Annotated in this window: 21 protein-coding genes; 12 read left to right on the forward strand and 9 right to left on the reverse strand. The window is 39.2% G+C overall.

Annotated features, from left to right (window positions below; all coding sequences use genetic code 11):
* The first annotated feature begins 95 nt into the window (after positions 1-95).
* Entirely contained in the window at positions 96-1,502 is a 1,407-nt protein-coding gene (locus QE450_RS02880) for a sensor histidine kinase (protein ID WP_307296742.1), read from the forward strand.
* A gap of 1 nt (position 1,503) precedes the next feature.
* Positions 1,504-2,424: a response regulator gene (locus tag QE450_RS02885; RefSeq protein ID WP_273615337.1), complete on the forward strand. Its 921-nt coding sequence runs from the start codon at positions 1,504-1,506 to the stop codon at positions 2,422-2,424.
* Positions 2,425-2,554: 130 nt separating this feature from the next.
* On the opposite strand, the gene QE450_RS02890 is transcribed toward QE450_RS02885, so the two are convergent.
* Both QE450_RS02890 and lplA read right to left on the reverse strand, forming a co-directional pair.
* A complete protein-coding gene (locus QE450_RS02890; RefSeq protein ID WP_273615338.1) occupies positions 2,555-3,352 on the reverse strand; it encodes a Cof-type HAD-IIB family hydrolase in 798 nt (265 codons plus the stop codon).
* Between the two features lie 30 nt (positions 3,353-3,382).
* On the reverse strand, positions 3,383-4,384 hold the full coding sequence (gene lplA, locus QE450_RS02895) for a lipoate--protein ligase (RefSeq protein WP_274170618.1): 1,002 nt from the start codon (positions 4,382-4,384) through the stop codon (positions 3,383-3,385).
* Between the two features lie 433 nt (positions 4,385-4,817).
* On the opposite strand from lplA, the gene QE450_RS02900 reads away from it, so the two are divergent.
* A complete protein-coding gene (locus tag QE450_RS02900) occupies positions 4,818-5,015 on the forward strand; it encodes a hypothetical protein (RefSeq protein WP_307296751.1) in 198 nt (65 codons plus the stop codon).
* Here QE450_RS02900 and QE450_RS02905 read toward each other — a convergent pair.
* Positions 5,005-6,696 (reverse strand): methyl-accepting chemotaxis protein, encoded by a 1,692-nt coding sequence (locus tag QE450_RS02905; protein ID WP_307296754.1) that lies wholly within the window; start codon positions 6,694-6,696, stop codon positions 5,005-5,007. The two genes, QE450_RS02900 and QE450_RS02905, sit on opposite strands and share 11 nt — an antisense overlap.
* A gap of 509 nt (positions 6,697-7,205) precedes the next feature.
* Between QE450_RS02905 and QE450_RS02910 the strand changes: the two genes are divergently transcribed.
* Positions 7,206-8,603 (forward strand): L-cystine transporter, encoded by a 1,398-nt coding sequence (locus QE450_RS02910; RefSeq protein ID WP_274170616.1) that lies wholly within the window; start codon positions 7,206-7,208, stop codon positions 8,601-8,603.
* 301 nt (positions 8,604-8,904) lie between these two features.
* Entirely contained in the window at positions 8,905-9,666 is a 762-nt protein-coding gene (locus QE450_RS02915; protein ID WP_307296760.1) for a queuosine precursor transporter, read from the forward strand.
* 149 nt (positions 9,667-9,815) lie between these two features.
* Here QE450_RS02915 and QE450_RS02920 read toward each other — a convergent pair whose 3' ends face one another.
* Positions 9,816-10,904, reverse strand: coding sequence for a M24 family metallopeptidase (locus QE450_RS02920; protein WP_307296763.1), 1,089 nt, complete (start codon positions 10,902-10,904; stop codon positions 9,816-9,818).
* Positions 10,905-11,182: 278 nt separating this feature from the next.
* Entirely contained in the window at positions 11,183-11,689 is a 507-nt protein-coding gene (locus QE450_RS02925) for a DinB family protein (RefSeq protein ID WP_307296765.1), read from the reverse strand.
* Positions 11,690-11,909: 220 nt separating this feature from the next.
* Here QE450_RS02925 and QE450_RS02930 point away from each other — a divergent pair, with 220 nt between their 5' ends.
* Genes QE450_RS02930 through QE450_RS02940 form a run of 3 tightly spaced genes read left to right on the forward strand, consistent with a single transcriptional unit; the run spans position 11,910 to position 13,784 of the window.
* Entirely contained in the window at positions 11,910-12,878 is a 969-nt protein-coding gene (locus QE450_RS02930) for a DUF4261 domain-containing protein (protein WP_307296768.1), read from the forward strand.
* 9 nt (positions 12,879-12,887) lie between these two features.
* Entirely contained in the window at positions 12,888-13,388 is a 501-nt protein-coding gene (locus tag QE450_RS02935; protein ID WP_301261605.1) for a hypothetical protein, read from the forward strand.
* Between the two features lie 24 nt (positions 13,389-13,412).
* Positions 13,413-13,784: a hypothetical protein gene (locus QE450_RS02940; RefSeq protein ID WP_274170612.1), complete on the forward strand. Its 372-nt coding sequence runs from the start codon at positions 13,413-13,415 to the stop codon at positions 13,782-13,784.
* A gap of 65 nt (positions 13,785-13,849) precedes the next feature.
* Here QE450_RS02940 and QE450_RS02945 read toward each other — a convergent pair whose 3' ends face one another.
* Together QE450_RS02945 and QE450_RS02950 are read right to left on the reverse strand one after the other, a co-directional pair.
* Positions 13,850-14,272: a threonine/serine exporter family protein gene (locus QE450_RS02945; RefSeq protein WP_273615348.1), complete on the reverse strand. Its 423-nt coding sequence runs from the start codon at positions 14,270-14,272 to the stop codon at positions 13,850-13,852.
* Positions 14,273-14,301: 29 nt separating this feature from the next.
* Entirely contained in the window at positions 14,302-15,027 is a 726-nt protein-coding gene (locus tag QE450_RS02950; RefSeq protein WP_273616257.1) for a threonine/serine exporter family protein, read from the reverse strand.
* A gap of 460 nt (positions 15,028-15,487) precedes the next feature.
* On the opposite strand from QE450_RS02950, the gene QE450_RS02955 reads away from it, so the two are divergent.
* From QE450_RS02955 to QE450_RS02970, 4 genes are all read left to right on the forward strand, one after another.
* On the forward strand, positions 15,488-16,195 hold the full coding sequence (locus QE450_RS02955; protein ID WP_273615349.1) for a DUF4241 domain-containing protein: 708 nt from the start codon (positions 15,488-15,490) through the stop codon (positions 16,193-16,195).
* 101 nt (positions 16,196-16,296) lie between these two features.
* The gene (locus QE450_RS02960) at positions 16,297-16,734 is read left to right on the forward strand and encodes an HD domain-containing protein (RefSeq protein WP_273615350.1); all 438 of its coding nucleotides are present in this window, start codon (positions 16,297-16,299) and stop codon (positions 16,732-16,734) included.
* Positions 16,731-17,459 carry an HAD family hydrolase gene (locus QE450_RS02965; protein ID WP_307296775.1) on the forward strand — a complete coding sequence of 243 codons (729 nt, stop codon included), beginning with the start codon at positions 16,731-16,733 and terminating at the stop codon, positions 17,457-17,459. Before QE450_RS02960 ends, QE450_RS02965 begins: the two co-directional genes overlap by 4 nt.
* A gap of 210 nt (positions 17,460-17,669) precedes the next feature.
* Positions 17,670-19,535, forward strand: a complete 1,866-nt coding sequence (locus QE450_RS02970) for an S-layer homology domain-containing protein (RefSeq protein WP_307296778.1) — start codon at positions 17,670-17,672, stop codon at positions 19,533-19,535.
* A gap of 111 nt (positions 19,536-19,646) precedes the next feature.
* Here the strand turns inward: QE450_RS02970 and QE450_RS02975 are convergent, their stop codons facing one another.
* Complete coding sequence (locus tag QE450_RS02975) at positions 19,647-21,743, reverse strand: YheC/YheD family protein (RefSeq protein WP_307296781.1); 2,097 nt, start codon at positions 21,741-21,743, stop codon at positions 19,647-19,649.
* A gap of 62 nt (positions 21,744-21,805) precedes the next feature.
* The gene (locus tag QE450_RS02980) at positions 21,806-22,792 is read right to left on the reverse strand and encodes a Gfo/Idh/MocA family protein (RefSeq protein ID WP_273616258.1); all 987 of its coding nucleotides are present in this window, start codon (positions 22,790-22,792) and stop codon (positions 21,806-21,808) included.
* Positions 22,793-22,846: the final 54 nt, after the last annotated feature.

Consider the following 22,846-nt stretch of genomic DNA (forward strand, 5'->3'; position numbering starts at 1 on the left):
ATATCACCGGTTTCCGTAGGGAAGCCGGTTTTTGGTATGTGAAATCAAGATTTGTAAGTAATTTGTAAAAGTATACAGCCTGAAAGGGAAAATGTATGATACCATATAAACAATTTCAAAATACTTTTTATAAGCTAATGACAAAGGTAAAGTACTCGTTAGTCAATCAGCAAGTCGCAGCAGAAACCAGTTCCAGAGGAGCGGAAGGACGGATGGCGACTTTTTTTAAAAATGAAAAAATCCAGATCCTTACTGTAGCAATCGGTACAGCAGTAGCTGGGGAATTTAAAATCAATCCGGTACAGGGTGATCTGTTTCGTATTGGTCTGGGTGGTAGTGCTTTTCTATTATTAATGTTATTGATGAATCGTCTGCCTTATTTGAAAACAGGGGTATTTACTGCTTTGACTGTAGTTGTATTTCGGATGGTGTTAGATTTTATTTCGGCACCTCATTTATTTTCAATCGAAGAAAGTGGACGTGTGCATACTTCAGCAGGGTTGTACTATATGACTTTTGCAATCGGAATGTTTATTATTCAAAGTCGACTTCCTCAGATGAATCTACTGTTATTAAGTGGAGTGACTGCACTTATCGACTTTGGCTCCAATACGGTCGAAATGATCTGTCGCTGGGGACTCACAGGTAGTGATATTATGATTCCAGCTACATGGGGCTATATTTTTCTAGTCGCTGTTATTCGTGGATTTTTTACGACTGGATTATATAGCAGTATCGCTGTCAGTCAGATTCGTGCACTTCATAGTGAACAGAAAAAGCGAATGGAACAGATGTTAGCTGTCAATGCAGGCTTATATGGTGAAGTATTTTATTTGCGCAAATCGATGGATACGATAGAGCATCTAACCAGTAGTAGTTACCGATTGTATGCCGATATGAAGCGAGAAGGTCTGACAGAATACAGTCAACGACAACTGAGTATTACCCAGGAAATACATGAAGTCAAAAAAGACTCACAACGTATTGCCGCAGGCTTACTCAAATTATTTGATCAACAATCAAAAACGGTATTATCACTGTTCGAAATTCTCGATTATACAATACGAGGCAATCGTAAATATGCCACGATGTTAGATAAAAAAGTAACATTTACCGCTCGTTTAGAAGTGAATTATAGTACTTCTGAATATATTCCTTTGCTCACGATATTGAACAATTTGACATCTAATGCTGTCGAAGCTTTGGGTGAAAAGGGTTCGATTGAGGTCAGTGTATGCGAACAAGGACAAGATACGGTACTAACTGTGTATGATTCGGGTAAAGGAATAGAGCAACAAGCACGTGAATTGATTTTTGAACCTGGATTTACGACTAAATTTGCTCAAGGTGGAAGTGCGGCTACAGGCATAGGGCTTTCTCATGTACATGATATTGTATCTTCGCTAGGAGGACGTATTCAACTACAAGAAGCAGATACATCACTATGGAAAACAGTCTTTGAAGTGAAATTACCAACGTTATTGTTGAAAAAGGGGGAATAAGATGGCTTTATCTTTTTGTATTGTAGATGATGATCCAGCAACTCGTGCGATGCTTGAAAATATCATCAAAGAAAGTCAGCTTGGCGAAGTGATTGGTACAGCACGCGGTGGGGAAGAAGGAACACGCATTATTTTGGAGACGCATCCTGATGTAGTGCTAATCGATTGGTTGATGCCGGATCAAGATGGATTAGAAACGATTACCCAATTGAAGCGTCAGGGCTATCATGGCAAATACGTTATGATCTCGCAGATTGAAAATCAAGAAATGGTAGGCGAAGCTTATCAATCCGGGATTGAATTTTTTATTCGTAAGCCGATCAACCGGATAGAAGTAGAATCAGTACTGTCTCGGGTGAGTGAGCATACAGAAATCAAGCATTATTTGAATGAACTCAAATCATCTTTATCCAAATTGGATACCCTTAGTCAGATATCACCTCATACGTCTTCTTCTACATCTGTGAAGCCTCGAACAGTCGATGATATGGTACGTCCTATTTATATGAATCTAGGGATCGTAGGCGAATCAGGATGTGGTGATTTGACAGCGATTATGGAGATCCTTTTGGAACAACAAGGTAAGCCAGGTTCATTTCCGCCTCTTCGACAATTGTATGAAGCCGCAGCGAGTCGTTACAAGCATACTCCACGCGAAGTCGATAAAGAAGCCAAAGCGATTGAGCAACGCATCAGACGGACAGTGACAACAGCGCTGAATCATTTAGCTTCGATAGGGCTAACCGATTATGGTAATCCCAAGTTTGAACATTATGCGCCACTGTATTTCGACTTTGAAGATATTCGTGCCAAAATGAAAGAAATCGATGAAGAGCGAGACGATGGCAAAAGCAAAGTCAGTATCAAAAAGTTTTTGCAAGTGTTATATCTAGAAGCATTGGATCAGATGAAAAATAGATAATAGAGTCAGAACGCATAAAAAAGCACCTTCCGAAGAGTATAGGATTATCTAGCACATAATGATGCAGATGATCCTATACTCCTTGGCAAGGTGCTTGTTTGTTACATACGATTTTCAGATGAAAGATATATTAAGCGTTCAAAATAAATTTCTCGATTACTTCTTTTACGCCATCTTCATTATTGCTAGCAGAGATGTAATCAGCAATATCTTTTAGAGGTTGAATCGCATTACCCATCGCTACGCCTAGACCCGCTACTTCTAACATTTCATGATCATTCCAAGAATCACCTACAGCGATTGCATTTTTTAGATCGCAATTGAAATAATCTGCAAGGAACGTGAGTGCAGCCCCTTTGGTTCCTTCTTTGTGCATAATTTCAAGAAATTGAGGTTTGGACTTGGTGATATGAACACTGTCGCCTAGCAATTCACGCAAAATAGGTTGTAATTCATCTAAAAATGCAGGATCATCAATAATCAGCATTTTGGGTGTAGGTTGCTCAATCAATTTGTTGAAGTCAGGTTCGATATGGTACTGTGTACCGTTCAATGTTGCATAATCAATCAAATGTTGATTTACTTCACGCGCATATAATTTATCATCGATATAGGTTTGCAAATGCAAATTGTGTTCGATGCAATATTCAAATAATTTACGAGCGGCTTCGATCGGTACATAACGCTCATACAATACTTTTTCATCCATCAAGTTTTTAACCAATGCTCCTTGATACGTAATAATCGGTACATTGAGTCCTGTTTGACGAGCGATCGCTTGAGCAGAAGCGTAAGCACGACCTGTAGCGAGTGTCACCACTACATCTTTGGCTACAGCTTGTTCAAGAGCAGTCTGTGTAGCAGGTGTTACTTCTTTATTATCATTGATCAGTGTATCGTCGATATCGATTGCGATTAATTTATACATGTAGGTAACTCTCCTTTTATCTATCTCATTCTAGTCTTGCAAAAATACTAATCCTACAAATTCCTCTAATTCAATATTACCAAAATAGTGCTTAATATCTGTATCAGCAAGTGCGGTCTGTACTGCACTTTCTTCATAACGCTGACCACGCAATTTATTTTCAATATCCGCTACATCGCCTATACCGAAAAAGTCACCATAGATTTTGATCTCATGAATATGACCGTCTTTGATATCCATACGTAGATCGATAATCCCTACAGGGAATTTGCGAGTATGCTTGATATTGGATTCAGGTGATTGACCATAGTTCCAATCCCAGTTACGGTAACGTTCGGCAGAGATTTCGTGGATTTTTTTCCAATCGTCTTCTGTCAGTACATATTGAGGCACTTCGGAAGGTTCGACACCGAAAATATGGCGTAAAATATCGTCACGGAATTGCTCCATCGTTAACGGCTTTTCCAAAAACTCGGTGATATTTGCTACACGACTACGAACCGATTTGGTACTTTTGGATTTGAACTTCTCTGGATTTACTTTAAGAGCAGATTGTACATTATCCAGTTCAGAATCAAACATCAATGTACCATGGCTGAACATCCGTCCACGTGTAGAAAATTGTGCATTTCCTGAAATTTTGCGTTCACCGACTTGAAGATCATTACGTCCAGACAATTCAGCATTAACGCCAAATTGGTGCAATGCTTCAACCACCGGTTGAGTAAACTTACGGAAGTTATGGAACGATTGACCGTCATCTTTGGTCAAAAAGCTAAAACTTAAATTCCCTAGATCATGGTACACTGCTCCACCACCAGAAAGACGACGCACGACATGAATATGATTTTCTTTTACATATTCAGCGTTAATCTCTTCGATCGTGTTCTGATGCTTACCGATAATGATTGAGGGTTCATTAATATAAAAAAGCAGGTAGCTATCATCCATTGGCAAATGTTTAAGTACGAATTCTTCGATTGCCAGATTGATGGTTGGATCGTGAATTCCCTGATTATCAATAAAAAGCATGATTCTTCCTCCGTTTGTACTCATCATTAACAGATTTTTATCAAAAAGTATGGTAAATTGTCTGCTTTCTTATTGTAAACCAAACAATAGGAAAATATAAGGGGGAGGGGGATTGAAAGGGGGGTGGGTTGGGAGCTGAGAAGGCTGCGGGGATCAGTTCTTCTTGTCGTCGCTGTTGTAAAGGAATCCCTTTGAATAACCGCTTAGCGGTCGGGATTTCTTTACAAAGGCGAGCGCTTCGCTCTTTCAGAAGAATTGATCCCCTCCGCTGGGTATCGGCTGGAGAGAAAATGCTCAAACCCGGGGGGAGAAGGGCAGAAAAGATAAGGTGGTACAGGGAGTGGGGGATGAAAATAGGTGGGGGGAGTGAAGTGGGGAGGTGTAATAGAAAAGAACGTGAGCGAGAAAGATGAAAAGGGAAATAGTATAGGGAATGGATATAGATATAGATATAGATGGTGGGATATTAAGAGAGGTTAATAGGGATTTGGTGGAGGGGGAAAGAAAAGATGAGGGTGATGGTGGATTTGAAAAAAAAGGCCAGTATAGCTTGATGGCTATACTGGTCTGGATGGGATTTGTGGATATAAGTTTTTTTTGGTATATGGTTGGCAAATGGATTAGATTTTGAATTTGCTCACGATATTTTGTAGAGATAGAGCTTCGTTGTTGAGTTCGCGCATGATCTCTACATAAGCTAACATTTCGCCGGATTGACGTTCGGCGTTTTTGGCGATGGCTTTGACGTTGGATAGGGATTTGTGAGTGATTTCGGCAGTTTCGTCGACTGAAGCGCTCACTTCTTCTGAACCAGCAGAGATTTCTTGAGTAGCAGCTGATGCAGATTGAACAGTTTGGTTAGCGATTTGCATCATTTCGACAAAGCGATTGAAAGCTTCGCCTGCTTGTTGAACTAACTCTGTTCCTGATCTGACTTCGTTATTAACGATATCCATTGAATGTGTCGATTTTTGAGATTCTTCGCGAATCGATTCTAACGCTTCTTCGATTTCATAAGTAGAGTGACGGGATTGCTCAGCAAGCTTACCTACTTCTTGAGCAACAACAGCGAATCCGCGTCCATGTTCGCCTGCACGAGCGGCTTCAATCGAAGCATTCAGGGAAAGCATGCGGATTTGTTTAGTGATATCGCTCATTGCTACTAGAATTTGACTGATTGATTCAGAACGGTCGATTAATGTCTGTACAGATAATTTGGTATCCTGTACTGCTTGCTCAACAGAACCCATTTGTGTAACAGCTTGTTGTGCCATTTGGTTACCGGTAATCGCGCTGTCTGAAGCATCACCGATCTGTTCTGAAATTTCAGCGGTAGACGAAGCAATATGCTGAATACCTGTAGTGATTTCTTCCATCGCACGTGCATTTTCAGAAGTGGTATTAGCGATCATTTCACTACCCGATTCGATACTGGTTACAGATTGAACCGATTGATCCACCATATGTTGCATTTTGTTTAAGCGTGTAGTTAATGCTTCTGTACCTACAGCTACTTTGTCTGAACTATCCAATACTTGATGAACCATTGTTCGCAAGTTCTCGGTCATCAGGCGGAATCCACGAGCCAATTGAGCAATCTCGTCATTTCCTGTCATTTTGATCTCTTGTTGTAGATTACCTTCTGCGACTAGACGAGTATGACGAACCAGACGGGCAAGAGGAAGAGTGATTTTACGACTGAATTTGTAAGCGACCCATAAACATACGGCAAGAGCTACAATCGCTACAATTACAGTTGTCCAAATTAAGTTAGAAATAATTCCATTTACAAAACTAGCATCCATACTAGCTGCTACAATTACTGAACTACCCGGTACACGATAATAATAAGTTACTGTAGAACCAGCATCGGTCTGATACAAGTCTGTCAAAAGCTTGCCTTGTGACATTGCAGTATTGATATTGTCACTTAGTTGAACTTCTTGCTTGTCTTTAAAATTTTTGGAGCTATTCGCTACAGCTTCTACAACGGCTTTATTTTCTTCAATACGAAGTAGATATAGATTATCCAATTGATAGGCTTGAAGTTGAGTTTCTAAGTATGTTTCGATCTTCATGATCTCGCCACTGTTGCCTTGTGCTGCTTGCATAGCTTGTGTATTATCCATTCCTTTGATAATACCATCCATAGCGATATTCAAGACTTGACGGAATTGAGGAACTACATTTTGATTGATTATTCTTTGAGTCATAAAGAAAAAGAAAAGACTGAGTACAATACAGACTGCTACAATAAGTAAAGCGAACGTCACCATAATTTTACGGCTAATAAATTGATTGATTCTGAACATGCAAACTTACCCCTTCCCATACTTAAAAACAGTTACTCTTTCTTTCATCAAAAAGTAGCTAAACAACCTTTTCCAACTGACCCCTAGTGACGTGACAAAATGTGACATAGATAATTGCGCAAATATTCCAAGTAAAACAAACTAAATATACAATTCTATGTATATTTTAAGTAAAAAGAACTATATTTATTCGACCCCTCTCAATATCCATCCTATTTAAACAGGTTTATCTGTAAATATGACATGAATAATTGCGTATATAAGCTTAAAGTACTGAGTAAAAAGATACAAATAATTATCTATATTATATCAATCGACCACTGTTTGAATAGGTATTTTTTCATTTATTTAGCTATAAAACTAATTTTTTTCTATAAAAAGCGCAAAAAATGTAGAAAAAGCATGATGAATATATCTTATAAATAACCCTACCTGTTTACTAGACATTATGCTAAAATGAAATGCGACTCGCTATTCAGTCACTACATATATATCAAAGGGGTGTCAAAATGAATGTTTTGCTAGTTATTGTGAATATAGCTGTTCTGATCTTACTGATCGTTCTTCTCGGTTGGATGCAGAAAAAGCATATTTCATTTACAAAAAGAGTATTTGCCGGGTTAATCCTTGGTATTGCATACGGAGTAGTCTTGCAATGGATCTATACGCCGGATTCAGAAGTGATCTCTGACTCTATGGAATGGTTCGATCTTGTAGGTAGTGGCTATGTAGGATTATTACAAATGGTCGTTATTCCACTTATTATGGTATCGATCATTATGGCAATTCTTAATCTGAGTGGTAAGCAAAATTTAGGTAAAATCAGTGGTTCGATTATCGGGGTATTGCTATTCACTACCGCAATTGCTTCAGCGATAGGAATTACAGTAGCACTTGGATTCAATCTAACTGCTCTTGATATTCCTGCTGGTGAAGCGGAACAACAACGTGGCGTGATATTGCAAGAACGTCTAGGTGATGTAGAAGATATGTCGTTACCTGCACAGTTGTTGGAATTTATTCCGACTAATCCTTTTGCAGATATGACAGGCTCTCGTCGTTCTTCTACGTTAGCAGTTGTTATTTTCTCAGCATTTGTTGGGGTAGCAGCGTTGGGTCTTATACGCAAAAATCCAAAACAAGGTGAAATGTTCCAGAATATGATGGGAGCGATCTACGGTGTGGTTATGCGCATGGTAACGATTATTCTGCGTCTAACGCCTTACGGTATTTTAGCGCTTATTGCTAAAATGGTTGCAACGACAAGTGGTCAAGAAATACTGAAATTGATTAACTTTGTAGTGGCTTCTTATGTAGCTTTGATCGCAATGTTTGTTGTTCATCTGATTATTTTAGCGATCTCAGGTCTGAATCCAGTTCAATATGTTAAAAAGATTATTCCTACACTTACATTTGCTTTTACTTCGCGTTCAAGTGCGGCTACGATTCCAATGAATGTAGAAACACAAACGAAGAAGTTAGGTGTATCCGAAGGGATTGCTAACTTATCTGCTAGCTTTGGAGCGACTATCGGACAAAATGGATGTGCAGGTATTTATCCATCTATGCTAGCGATTATGATTGCACCAATGGCAGGCATCAATCCATTAGATTGGCAGTTTATTTTGACATTGATCGCAGTGGTTACAATCAGTTCATTAGGTGTAGCTGGTGTAGGCGGTGGAGCTACATTTGCAGCATTGATCGTATTGTCTACGATGAATCTACCGGTTGCTCTAGCAGGTCTATTGATCTCTGTAGAACCATTGATCGATATGGGGCGTACAGCACTGAATGTTAGCGGATCAATGACATCTGGCGTAATTAGTAGTAAATTGCTAAAAGAACAGAATAAAGAGGTATACAATCAACCTGATCGTGATCTGGATACAGCAGAAGCTTCTTAATTCGTAAATAATCATTCATTTTAGCGTATATGCAATAATAGATAAACATTCAAAAAGTCTATTCCTTATCGTTATAGATAAAGAGTAGACTTTTTGGGTTTTAATAAAGTGGTAGGATTGATATGATGCCTGTTATTTTCAGCTCAAAAGAAGATCAATATCTATAATGACATATCTTTTATGGAAAAATTAGTTATAATAGTTGGCAGCTTGCTTGCTCGTATGATAAAGTAAAACAGGTTTTCAGTGATTGATCCGCGGTTCGTAACCATCCCGCGTTATCAAAACTAGGGGGAAAAGTATGTTCAATATATGGTGGGGCATTTTATTTGTTATCGTCAATTATGGATTGTTTACGTTATGTTATCGGTTATTTGGAATTAAAGGAATGTATGCTTGGATTGGGGTTGCTACAGTACTCGCCAATATTCAAGTAATTAAAACAATCGAATTATTTGGGATTGTGACGACACTTGGTAATACGATGTATGTGAGTATGTATTTAGCAAGCGATCTGTTGAATGAGAAATTTGGACCTAAAGTAGCAAGGAAAGCGATTTGGTTTGGATTTTTCACTTTGATTATGACGACCATTGTTATGAAAATGGCTTTAGGATTTGCACCTTCTGGTGTTGATGATTCTGAAGAAGTACAATTTGCTTTAGCAAGAATTTTTGACCAAATTCCTACATTGATGGTAGCTAGTCTATCTGCATATGTAATTAGTCAATTCCTAGATGTACGTCTATATACATGGTTGCGCCAATTGTTTCCTGCGCCACATCAATTATGGATACGTAATAACGGAAGTACAATGATCAGTTCATTTGTCGATACACTGGTATTTTGTAGTATTGCTTTCTTGGGTGTATACGAATGGCAAGTTTGGATTGAAATATTTTTAACAACGTATATTCTTAAATTCGTACTTACCGCAGCAGGTACACCGTTCTTGTACATTGCACGAGGTATGAAAGTAGCAGAAGAAGACAAACCGCTAATGATTAGCTACCAGATCGCTAAAGAAAAAGAAGCAGAAACACAAGAAATAGCCAAGCCATAATATAAAAAAGACACGCAGTCCAGAAAAGATTAACTGATCTGAGGCGTGTCTTTTTTGTATGAGATGAACTAACAGCATATAACGTACTGCTATAAAATATATCAAAAATCAGCAATAATAATCAGAAATAGTATATGTGAAGGTGCAAATTAACCTAAAACTGTTAACTCTTTAGGGAATGAACTTAGCACTTCTACACCATCCGCAGTCACAATAACATCATCTTCGATTCGTACGCCACCATGACCTGGAATATAGATACCTGGTTCAACAGTGAACAATACACATTCTTGCAATAGATTTTCATTTTGACCATGTACAGAAGGATATTCATGAGTATCCATACCTAATCCATGACCAAGACGATGGACAAATCGAGAACCATATCCAGCTTCTGTAATTACATCACGAGCAGCTTTGTCGATAGAGGCAAAAGTTACTCCTGGCTTAGTCGCTTGAATAGCAGCTTCATTAGCAGCTAGCACCGTATGATAGACTTTATTCAGTTCAGCATCGATTTCTCCAATAGCAAATGTACGCGTAATATCTGAAGCATATCCATCTGCAAATAGACCAAGATCGAACATCAATAATTCATTTGCAGCAATTTTACGAGTACCCGGTACGCCATGAGGAAGAGCAGTATTCGGACCGGATAGAACCATCGTATCAAAAGCAGGTTTTTCAGCACCTACTTTTTTCATCTGGTATTCAAGTTCAGCGACTAATTCTATCTCTGTCACTCCAATACGTACACTGGATAGACCACGACGTAATACTTCTTCGATCAATTGGATAGAATGTTTCATTCGTTTCACTTCGTCCGGTGATTTGCGTGATCTCATTGAATTAAGCATACTGCCGATATCTTGATACGAAGTCGCCCCGAGTACTTCTGACAGTTGTTCATATCTCGCAACAGATAAATTTTCTTTTTCAATACCCAGATTGCCAATACTACCTTTGACACATTGTTTCAACCGTACATAAGGATTGTCTGTATCCGTATGTGTCTCTATACGTGGGACGCTAGAAGCGCTCCGAGCTTTGTCTTCATCAAGTGCAGGTAATAGTAAAAAGGCTTCGTCTCCATCTGGAATAAAAAGCCCTAAAAAGCGTTCATGTGGATCACTGGCGAATCCAGTGAGATAGTATACATGTTTGGGATCGGTAATCAGTAAGCTGTCCAATCCATTTGTTTGCATATGTCCACGAATTTTGGCGATTCTGTCGTCCATGTGTATTAGTCCCCTTATCGTTTATAGAATACGTTGTCACATTATATCTATTTTAACGTGGAATAGCTGTTAGGACAAATACGTACAAGATTCGGCACTTCTATCATCTCATTTATCCTAACAATCTGGTACATAGTATAAAACGATCTGATACGTATTATAGATTAAAAAAGCCTTCTCTTATAGAAGAGAAGGCTTGTTAGAAAGCAGGATTACTTCTGGATCATTGCTCATATCAAGGATTATCTATGTGATCTTTAAGATAAAGGATATGCCTATTAATGATATTGTGATAATTCTGCTTCGATTTCTTTCATTTGCTCTAAATGGCGTTGTTCATGAAGTCCAATAAATTCAGTCCATTCTTGTAAAGTAAGTGGGCCGAATATAGGGTGATCCATCGTACGATTTTCCAGCATCACTGGATCTATACTTTCGATCAATTCAACAAAAAGTTCGCGTGAACGTATCAGTCTTGTCTGCAATTCAATCAGTGTACAGTGCTTATCAGCAGGTACTAGAGCAGCAGGTGCAGGCGTATGACGATTGCGATCCAGAGTAAGATGAAATGGAGTCGACGGCATAGAAGAAGGAGCTGGATTGTTTTCTGCTACTTTCATTCGTAATCTTGCTGTAATTGCCGTTTCCATCAGATACAAATGTTCTAACACCTGTGCTATCGTCCACTTATTAGGCTGACTATGTTCATTCATTACATTTTCATCAATAGCATTTGCAAAATTCCAAATATCTTCACGTACTTTAATCGTATTGGGATGAATCATATTCATGACCTCCTTGGCTGTTAGCCTATAAGTCTATTTAAACATACTTCACCCTTTACAATCCAATCTGACCAAATCATAGGTTTACGTTAACACATAGGAATTGTATGATAAAAGACGAACATCTGTTACCAGTAAATCATAGAATAATGCGCCGACTACATAAAAAAAGGTTAATACTACTTAAGTGAGCCATTGAGCGAAAGGGGAAAGATATGTTATGAGTATGAATGAACACGATCATAATGAGCAAAATGAACAAGCTGATGAGGATTTTGGATTTTTTAATATATACTCTGCACAATTGCTATATTGTACACCACCCACTATAGATCGAGATATACTGTATGCCAAAGTACAGGAATACACAGGGCCTCTTCATACCATTGTAGACGATGAAGGAACCGAACAAGAATCACTGGCTGTATGGGAAGCTAACCCTACTGATGATGTAGAGACAGAAGTAGACCCGAAAGATTATTACCATTTTTTCCATCTCAATCATATCATCAATTATGAAGATGGAGACTTGCCTGTACAAACGGTGCTTATGCCTTCAGAAACGCCAATTCAAGTGGAATCCTATGCGACTGCTCTACAGCAATCATGGCACTGGCAAGAAGCTTCGGCGGTCGTTGAGCAATGTAATTATGAATTGATGTTGACCGATATGATGGCACGCGGGCTACCTCATCAACAGCGTCTACAACTTTTTAATCAAGTGTTGCGTGCTATACTTGAAGTTGCTCCATGTGATGCAATTTACTGGCGTAGCAGTGATAAAATGATTCAACCAGAAGCTTTTTTAGCTGCTCTACAAGAAGAACAAGATCTGTATGGCGCGCTAAATATTCGATTGTACAATATTCAATCCGAGCAACAACGTCAAGAGATGGTTATGGATAGTTGTGGGTTAGCTGCGCTCGGTGTGCCGGATGTGCAGTGTCACTTTTATGATATGAATCCGAATGAAGTGGCTGGTTTCTTGATGGATATTGCGCATTATCTATATGAGCAAGGCGATATTATTACCGATGGAGAAACGATTGGACAAGATGAAGAACAGCGCTGGACGTGTGAGCATCAATTTTCATTGATTGCCCCTCGTAGAGTAGTGATCGATCTTAATCCGGGTAATCTTTATTATGCAGGAGTACAGGAATCTAGTCGTTCCCAAAGTCAGGAGTAGATCAAGGTTATGGAATATTACCGTTTGAGCTATGAAGAGAATGATGAGAATTATTATTTTGAAATTAATGAAGAACAGACGGTATTGCGTGAAGTGATCGAAGATGAAGAACGGTGGATCGTATCCAGTCAACGTGATGAAGAGCTACATTTTTGTCTATATGATCAACAGTTTGATCAAGATATGAATCAAGCGATTCGGGAAGATATTTCAGCCGAAGAATTTGAAAAAGTATGGCAAGAAGCAATGAAGCCTTATATGAAAGATTGGGAAAAGACGCAACAAACATTTAAAATAGGCGATCATGTTAAAGGCATCGTTGAAGTTATTTATCCGCAAGGCATTATTTTGAGTCTACCGAATGATGCGCTAGGTGTGATTAATGTAGGCGACTGTGTCAAAGGGATTCCTGCCGAAAGCTTATATCCGGGGCATTTGTTAAAAGCAGTCGTTGCTGGATTTGATCATGTGAATCTATGGATTCGGTTAGAACAAGGTACGATTGTCTAGTGATAAAATTCAAGGAGGTTGCGCATGGATAAGCAATCGATCGAAGCTTTGAAAATAAAATTACAGCAAGGATCATTACTGCCTGCTTCTTTGCTCAAAGAACTAGACAGTGCATCGTATCTAGAGTATCGAGATCGTGCTGATTTTGATACCGAGTGGATCGGTGCTTATCAGAAATTAGAGCGAGATCGTCTTACCGAAGCAGAGCAAGCACAGATTACTGAATGGAGCCGCTTAGCTTTTACACAGGTGATGCAAGGTGGCGGAGATTCGGATCTAGCGGCGTATGTAAGTGATGATATCGATATGATCTGTACTGCTTCTATATTAGAAGTGGAAGATCAGTTTATTGATCGCTTGATTGAAGATTATAGCGCAGAACGGTTGCCCGTATAATCATAAATAGAATATCCTGTTAATAGCATTACAGCCGAGATAAAATATAAAAAATACGCCGGGATCTATTTGATCACGCGGCGTATCATTTGATTCAGAACTTCGGATAACACTAGACCAAGAGCAATAGCGCCGGATATCATAGCGGCTTGAGCAGCTAATTCCATAGCTACAGCATAATTGTTTTCAACAAATTTGCGCATAGCGTTGTAAGCAAGTCCTCCAGGAACAAGTGGAATAATACCAGCTACACTAAAGATAATCACCGGTGTTTTGTACATACGAGCAAAAATCTGACTGACTCCACCAACAATAACAGTTGCGATCAGAGAAGCGGAGACAGGAGTCAATGTTTCATACAGCAATATATACACCATCCAGCCTAACATTCCTGAGATGCCACATTGTAGTAAAGAAGCTCGCGGAGCATTGAAAATAATACCAAACCCTGCCGAAGCAATAAAGCTGGTAATTAATTGCGCCAGCATAATGCATATAACCTTCTCTCATTCTAAATTCAATAGATAAATGTTAACACAATCGCTACTCCTGATCCGGTCGCAAAAGCGGTTAAAAGCGCATCGGCTCCTTTGGAAATACCGGATACCAAATGACCTGCCATCAGATCACGAATCGCATTGGTGATAAGTAACCCGGGAACCAGTGGCATAATAGAACCGATAATAATTTTATCCAGTTGATCGCCCCAGCCCAAATTAATAAATATAGCTGCTAATAATCCGATCAGAAATGCCGCAGACAATTCAGCGAAAAACTTTACTTGTACCCAGCGGTGTAAATAAAGTGAAGCCGCATAACCTACCCCACCTGCTACAATAGCAGGCAAAAAGTCGCTCCAACTTCCTTGAAACATAATGCTAAAACATCCACTAGCAATCGCTGCTGCAATAATTCGCAAACGAACACTGTATTCACTTGGTGCAGCTTCAATCACTTTTAATAACTCATATGCTTCATTGACATTCAATTCCCCGCTACTGATACGGCGTGACACCAGATTCACTTGAGCAATTTTGTGTAAATCGGTTGTCCGTTCTGCAATACGTATCAATTTAGCAGGATCTGTTCCATTGGTAGAAAACATAATCACTGTAGGGGTTACATAACTGTGCGACCCGGGAATACCGAGCGTTTCTGCAATACGAATCATCGTATCCTCTACCCGATAAGTCTCTGCACCACTTTGCAACATAATTTTACCGGCCAGCAGACAAGTATCCATAATTTCAAAAATCGCCCGACTGATCGTTGATGGTTGATCCAAAGCTATTCTCCGTTCTAAGCGCTTAGCAATATAAGCGCGACATATAAAATAAAAAAATGATTTTTGCAAAGCAAAATATCTTACATCTAGCGCTTGGCACCATAAGCGCGAATTCTTCTATTCAAATCAAAAATGATTTTTGCAAAGCAAAATATCTTACATCCAGCGCTTGGCAATCCAAACGCGATAAAGCAATATTTTCTGAATGAACTCTTGTTACAGCATCGTATCATATTATGCTTGATTCTACGCTATCATTCAATGGTAAATGTGAGGTTTATGCGAGTAATGCAGATATTGCACTCAATATCCAAAAATTTTAAGTGAAAATTCAAAACTTTTTGATCATAACATGTACCGTATTCTTTAAATAGGAGTATAATGGGAAATAATCTACATCTGATTGGAGGAAAAGAAGATGGGCGAGGTTCTTAAAGAAAGTAAGGTGCTGGAAGAAGTTTTTAAAGACGGATTTGCCTTAGAACAAGTTAAATTATGGAGAGGCCAGAGACGTAATCTTGCTTTTTATACCAAGTCTATCGGGGAACTGCGTGTGATAACCGGCAAGATTGTAGCCGATGATCCATACAGCTTGATCGAATCTACACCTTTTGTACAGACTTTCCCCACAGGTTCTTTTCCAATAGAATTATCTATTGCTCGTATTACCGATCCAACAGATCGGCATAAAGATCATGTAGATGAACGGATTGCTTTTGCACGCATTACGTTTAGTCAAGCTCCTGTTGCTAGATGGGTAGGTGCAGAGCGTGAAGTTCAGCCAGATGCTAGCTTATATCAAATGGATGAACATGAACGTTGGGGGTATGCAGTGGATTCTGGCACAGGTAGTTTTCTAGATGCCGAAGCATATGCATGGCTTTCTTTTCAACAAGAACAAGAAAATCCTGAAGTGGCTCAAGAATTAATGGAAGCATGGGAATTAGCAGCAGAAGAGTCCTATCTTCATACACGAAGCTGGCTGGTGCAAGAACTGGATAACGGGCATAATATCGCACTGTTTTCTAGCGGTTTTGGTAACGGTATTTACCATAGTTATATCGGTTATGATAGTGATGGTCAATGTGTACAATTGTTAACTGATTTTAATGTATATCCTGATTAATTGATAACGTTCAGCCGGGTGAAGTGATTCATCCGGCTATACGTGTGTAATAAATAACATGTGTATCAACATAATCACTCTAACCAAAGGATGTGAATAAGATGAGTAATTTAGATCGTGCTATTATTTTAGCGACCCGTGCGCATTCAGGGCAAACAGACAAATCAGGCTTACCTTACATTTTACATCCATTGCGCGTGATGTTAAAAATGACGACTGAAGAAGAACGAATTATTGCTGTTTTGCATGATGTGTTGGAAGACACCGATGTAACAGCTCATGATTTATCTGCTGAAGGATTTTCTAATGAAATTGTAGAAGCTGTCCAAGCATTAAGTCGTAGTGAAGATGAAGATTATCATGAATTTGTAAAACGTGCTAAAAAAAATTCATTAGCTCGTCCAGTCAAAATTGCCGATATTGAAGATAATATGGACCCGTCACGTATTTTGAGCTCAACAGACAAAGATATGGAACGTATCAGTAAATATGGTAAAGCGCTGGATGAATTAATGACCGAGGAGAATCCGACCCATTGAATCCACAACAAATAGGTATATTTTTTGACGTTGATGACACGTTATACGATCATTTGCAACCGCTCTTTGAAGCATTGCAAACAGTGATTCCAGACCAACAGGAGTCATTATCGTATGGCGATGTATATCAACGTTTTCGTTATTATAGTGAAGTGTTAGTATCGCCTCAGAATCCTCATGCTCTTTCGTTAGAAGAAATGCGTTACCAGCGCTTCATTTTGACTTTGAAGGAATTTGAGATTGAGATCAATGAGCAACAAGCTAAGCATATGCAGGAGATTTATTTAGGATGCCAGTACGATATTCGTCCGTATGATGGGGTAGTCGAATTGATTCATGAATTGATGGATCAAGGTTACACGGTGGGCTTATTAACCAATGGGCCTGCTGAACATCAATGGAAAAAGATTTGCGCATTACATATGGATCAAGTATTTGCGCGTGATCGAATATTTATTTCAGGGGAGATTGGTTTGGAAAAACCTGATCCTGCTATATTTGCTTATGTCAATCGACAGACAGATACAGTGCCGGAATATAGCTACTTTATCGGTGATTCCTGGCGTAATGATGTAGTGGGAGCCGTCAGTGCTCACTGGCATATGATCTGGTTCAATGCTCGTCATGCGATTCGTGAATCGGATCATCAGCCAGATACAGAAGCTGTCAATTATACAGAGATTCGCACTCAGCTACTAGCGATGATCGCTACACAACTATCTTAATATCATATTATTACAATTTACAATAAGGAAATATAAAGAAAAAGCAAAGACATAGATAGTGTCTTTGCTTTTTCTTTATATTTTAACAATATTCGCTAAAATTCTATTCAAAAAAATGTATAAAATTCCGATAAAAATACAATATATTAATAAGTTAAGTATTTTAAATCGTTACGTTATATTCATTAGGGAGAAGGCGGATCATTAAGTATGAAAAATACAAACAAAGAGAATTCTACAGTCAAAAAGGTTATGCAAATCGCAGGTACTTCTATTCTGGCGACTGGATTAGTCGCAGCACCCACTGTAACAGGAGCACAAAGTCTATCATCGCCTTCTACTTCTTCCAGTTCATATCAGACTTCTTCAGACCAACCTACCGTATACAATGGTAATTCAATGCTTTATTTTGAGCAAAACTTCTTTGGTAGCTCTTCTTCTTTGACACATGGAGAAAGTGGAGCGGCTCCAATCGCGAAAAGTTTAAGCTTTATCATCAAAAAATCAACAGTATTTAGCAGTCAGTTACAAGCTACAGATGAAGAAACTAACGACAATCTAACATATCATTTACTGACTCAACCACAACAAGGGAAAGTCGTATTAACCAATACATCTACAGGTACATTTGAATATTCCGGAACAGTTGTCGGAACATATACTTTTACGTATAATGTTACTGATCCACAAAACAATCAATCAGAAGTCGCTACAGTAACAATCGAAGTGAAAAAAGACAAAGAAGATAAAGATCCTTCATCAAATACACCGACAACACCAGCACCAACTACGCCTTCTACACCTACACCTGTGGTGGCACAACCGGTAACTATTGATGCAGTACATTCAACAAAAGATACCAATGGAACAGCAACAGGTAGTAATAGTGAACGTACCAAAGGTGCAGCAACCTTATCCAAGTCAGACGATAATAGTGCTGTACTTGATCTGATCTACGATCGTGTTCATGCAGCTACCGAAGTCGCCGCGCCGAAAGAAACGATTACGATTGCTGCTAATGCAATTACAGGTAAGCAACAATATCAATTCAATTTTGCAGGTAATGTGGTGCAATCATTAGTAGCCAAGCAAAATGGATTAGCGATTCAAACAGGCGACGTCCGCATCTATGTGCCAGCATCTGCATTTACTAATGTTAATCGCAATCTCAATCTGAGTAATAACACTACAGCGAATTGGACGATCAAAGCTGAAAAAGTATCACCTGCGTCGTTCAGTAACTGGGCAGGCAATCCGGTCACTACAGCAGGTGGAACATATCAAGTCAGTGTTCAAATCGATAATGATGGTACAGTCAATACACTTAATAATTACAACAATCGTTATGTACAATTAAGTGTAGCTGCTCCTGAAAATGCTGCTAGCGATGATCAATATATTGCATTATCTACCGATACCGATGGAAGTACGCATGTAGTTCCTGTTGTATTTGATAATCAAGGTCAAGCCAGTATTCATAGTCTGGAAAATGGGACATTTACTATTGTCAAAGTCAATCCTTCTAACAATGTGACCAATGCTTCACCAGAATTGAAAAAATTAGTTGATAAACAAATTATTCCGGTTAGCAATCAAGCTACTGTGGCTAATGATGGATTGTTAACACGCGGACAATTGGCTTCCTATCTGGTCAATGCACTCGGTATAAATGTGAATAGTGCTCCAGCTTCAACATTCACTGATATTGATCCATCATCATCGGAAGCCAAAGCAATTCAAGCACTTTATCATGCAGGTGTATTACGCGGAATATCAGCTACTCAATTTGCTCCGAACCGTACGATTAGCAAAGAGCAACTGGCTGTTATTTTAACACGAGCTGCTTCTGCTTATGGATTGGATCAAAGCAGTAACGCTAACAATATGGCAAATGCTAGTAACAATTCATCCAGCCAATGGGCAAAAGCAGAATTAGATCAAGCGATCTCTTCAGGGAACAATACAGGTGTAGAATCTGCTAAAGGATCCGCATTAACAGCTTCTCCAACTACGACCCAGTCTGAAGGAGCAACTATGCTGGTGAAATGGCTACAAGATTCAGGGCTTCTTAATTAATAATCGTAAACGCATAGAAAGCAACAAAAAACCGGAATATTCACTGCTGATCTATAGCAGCAGGATATTCCGGTTTTATTTTGTATATAAGCATAACAGATTACTTTCTGATTAAGATAAGGGCTTATACAAAGAGATTGCATAAGGAACTGCATATTTAGCAGCTTCAAAAGCATGAAATGAATTGCCAATTCGGTTAAAATTCGCTTCAAATATCCAAATATTACGTTGCTTATCGACTCCTAGATCAATCGCTACTTCAGGGAAGTTACGTCCCAGACGTTTCTCAAGATGAGTTGCTGTCTCGATCGCTAATTGACGAACACGACGATCCATTTGTTGTCCGGGCGCTTCGCCGTATTCCATATTTAGAAACCAGTCCCATTTGGTAGATAAACGTAACGTTTGAGCATGGTTAGTCACTTTACGATACGTGGATACGGCAACAAAAGGTTGTACAAAAGCAACTTTCCATTGTCCTTCGCCAACTTTCATCACATGGGTACGAAGATGGAAAGGGTGACCTTCTGTAGTAGAACTATCTACAAACTGTTGAAAAATATAACCTTTACCTAATGACATACGGACAAAATGATCCAATTGAGTAGCATCTAGGTAATGCAGATACGATTGATCATACACTTCATAATCTGACTCCCGTTGCTGAATATTAAATATATTTTGCCCGTGTGAGCCAGTATCAGGTTTGAGCACCGTATTTTCATACTGCTCCATAAATTCCACCACTTGATCAGATTGTTGCATATCGTGAAAAGGAATCACCGATGCCGAGACGATCTCAGAAGCATCTGCTAGCAGACGATATATATGCACTTTACTCATCGAACCGCTTTTCAATTCATGAGTAGCAGGAATCGAAGCCAGCGCGTCATACATGCGAGAATAAGCAGCAATTCCTCTTTTTTTCAATCGATCAAATACTACATCAGGATAACGACACGCATAAGGAACAAATCCGCCTTGCTCCCATACATAACCTAACAGTCGTTGTTGCCGAAAAAAGATATCATCAGCATAGATGCGTACTAATCTAGCTCCATTAACAGCAGCAACAGCAGCGCAAGCTTCGATAAAATTCTCATCACTATCATTGCCATGATGTTCGGCTAACAGTCCAATCATAATTTGATCATCAGGTAATGAAGGCAATTGCTCCAATATATGATAACGCTGATCTAAATAATGAGCATAACCGATCGTATGCATAGCACGTTCATACTCATGATCACGTGTCTGTGGAGCTGTATTCGCTTCATAGAACCATAACTTTTCTTCATGATCAATCGCTACATCTATCCCTAACTCATCCAAAGGATAATCATACATCGCATCAATATACTCTGCTAATTGCAATCCAACCTCAGGTAAAGTATTGATCCAATAATCTGCGGTCTGTGGAAATTGTGCTTGTAACCATGATGTCCACAACGCTGTAGTTCCACCCTGACTGTAATTACTTACAACAGTATGAGCTTCACCAATCCGTGGATAGATTCTCGTGATCTCAAAATCCCCTTGATGATTACGTTGTACATGAATACGAAAATCGAATGGACGATGATCTGTAGTCTGACAATGAATATACGGTTGTACTAGATAATCTTGATGTTCAATCAGCGCCATCAATGACTTCTCTAATCCAGCAGATGTCATAATCTGTTCAGTTGTGGCTGTCTGCCATAGAAATTCTTCTTGTCCGGTCATACGTATACTTACAATCCCTTGACCTTGTCGTCCACGATCTGGCTTAACAATCACATGACGATAATGTGATAAATAGTCTTGTACACTGTGGATATTACGACAGGGCTGTGTAGGAATAACCAGTTGAGCTAAAGATTCCGATTGACTCAAATATTGTTGAATACGCAATTTGCCATGAATCGGATGTGATGTGAACGTGACCATCCGATTTAACTTTTGTTCTACCGAAGATCGCTCTTTAGGTAGCTTGCCCATTTCGTTGATCACGATATCTGGTAAAGGAAGTGTCTGAATAATCCATTGCCCTGGTTGATCAGGGTCTGGAACCGAAGCAGTAACCTGTTTGTTTTTGAGATCAAGTCCTTTTTCATCGAAAAAAAGAATCTCCACTTGAAGCTCTACTGCCGCATCCACCATAGCCTCTATACGTGCAGAAGGAAGCAACTGCAAAGGATGAGTAGCATGATATATACCAATACTCAAAGGTGATAGACACTCCTTTTATCCAGAAAAGCGTAAGCGCTTATTCTGTTGCTAGTCTGTGATTAGTTAGAATCAGCAGGGAAGACCAGACCTAATTGACGGCGGGCTTCATCCATAATTTCAAATGTAATCAAAGAATGTTCCCATGAATTGATAGACGATTGTTGTCTACCTTCGATAATCAAATTCAAAAACTCACGAATCTCGTAATACATCGGTGGTTCGGATTGACTCACATTAATCTCTTCTTCATATCCGCCACGATACGTAATCGTAATTTGTTGAGGTTCACTGATTTTGTCAATACGTACACTGCCTAACTCACCTTGAATTTCAGAAGGGAGGGAGGAGTCTGTGATTTTGGAATACATTACGACAGCATCCATTTCGTCATAAGACAAAATAATACTACCTTCACCATCGACACCGGATTCTAACATTACCCCTGTAGCTTTCACTTCATTCGGGCGACCGAACATTACTGCAAGCGGATACAGACAATAAACGCCGAGATCCATCAAAGCGCCATTGGAGAATTCAGGTTTAAATGCATTTTGGATATTGCCTTCTTTGTAAGCATCATAACGAGAAGAATATTGCCCGTAATTTGCAAAATAACGACGTACTTGTCCGATCCGATACAAATTATCATGAATCGCAATATGATTCGGCATCATCGTTGATTTCATCGCTTCCATCAAAGTAACGTTGTTTTGCTTAGCGGCTTCGATCATAGCGCGAACTTCGGTTACGTTAGAAGCCAGTGGTTTTTCACATAATACATGCTTACCATGATTCATACATAGAATTGCTTGCTCTGCATGAAAAGAGTTAGGGCTAGCAATATAGACAGCGTCTACTTGCCCGCTTTCTAGCATTTCTGCAATATCTGTAAACACATGTGGAATATTGTGTTTGCCACCAAATTGTTGTGCACGTTCAAGTGTGCGTGAGTACAGTGAAGTAATCTGCAAATCATCATTCCGTTGCGCAGCATCAATAAATCGCTCTGTTATAAAATTAGTGCCTATAATACCAAACCGGATCATGGAATCGTCCTCTCTATTCGTCATATATGGGTACCCCGAAATATGTACGGATAC

The organism is Paenibacillus sp. SORGH_AS_0306 (genome assembly GCF_030819345.1).
In the GTDB taxonomy this organism is placed as follows: Bacteria; Bacillota; Bacilli; order Paenibacillales; family Paenibacillaceae; genus Saccharibacillus; species Saccharibacillus kyungheensis.